1 protein-coding gene is annotated in these 1,030 nt (G+C 67.4%); it reads left to right on the forward strand.

Annotation, left to right across the window (positions count from 1 at the left end):
• Positions 1–27: 27 nt before the first annotated feature.
• A partial coding sequence (locus tag ACYVPE_RS39825) for a polyketide synthase dehydratase domain-containing protein (RefSeq protein ID WP_461038732.1) occupies positions 28–1,030 on the forward strand: 1,003 nt, incomplete at its 3' end.

Genomic DNA, 1,030 nt, shown 5'->3' on the forward strand with positions numbered 1-1,030 from the left:
CGGCGGGATGAGGGCGGCCTGGTGCAGATGCTGACCGCGGCCGGTCACGCACACACCACCGGCCTCCCGATCCACTGGCCCCTACCCCCAACCACACCCGTCGACCTGCCCACCTACCCCTTCCAACACCAGCACTACTGGCTCCACCCCACCAGCCCCACCATCCGCCTCGACCACCTCGGCCAAGCGGACGCCGAACACGCCCTGCTCACAGCCAGGATCGATCTCCCGGATGGAACGACGCTCTTCACCGGGCGACTGTCGCTGGAGACACACCCGTGGCTTGCCGATCACGCCGTCGCCACCACCCCACTCCTCCCCGGCACCGCCTACCTCGACCTCGCCCTCCACGCAGCCCACACCACCACCCACCCCCACATCGAAGAACTCACCCTCCACACCCCCCTCACCCTCGACCACCACCCCACCCACCTACGCCTCACCCTCACCCCACCCCACAACACCCACCGCACCCTGACCATCCACACCCAACCCCACACCACAACAGACCCCACAACCCACTGGACACTGCACGCCACCGCAACCCTCACCACCACCCCACCCCCCACACCACCCCAACCCCCCACCACCTGGCCCCCCACCAACACCCAACCCCACGACCTCACCAACTTCTACGACACCCTCGCCACCACCGGCTACCACTACGGCCCCACCTTCCAAGGCCTCACCCACGCCTGGCACAACCCCCAAACCCACCACCACTACGCCAACATCACCCTCCCCCCCAACACCACCACCACCCACCACACCCTCCACCCCGCCCTCCTCGACGCCACCCTCCACACCACCTTCCTCAACAAGATCACAGGCTCCGAGGACGCCGGTGATCAGCCGGAATCAGACTCGATCGACCTGCCGTTCTCGTTCACCGACACGCACCTCTACGCCACCCACGCCACCCACGCCCGCGCCCACCTCACCACCCACGACAACCACCACACCCTCCACCTCACCACCCCCGACAACCAACCCATCCTCACCACCACCCTCACCACCCGACCCACCAACA

The sequence above is a fragment of the Streptomyces mayteni genome (genome assembly GCF_054783955.1).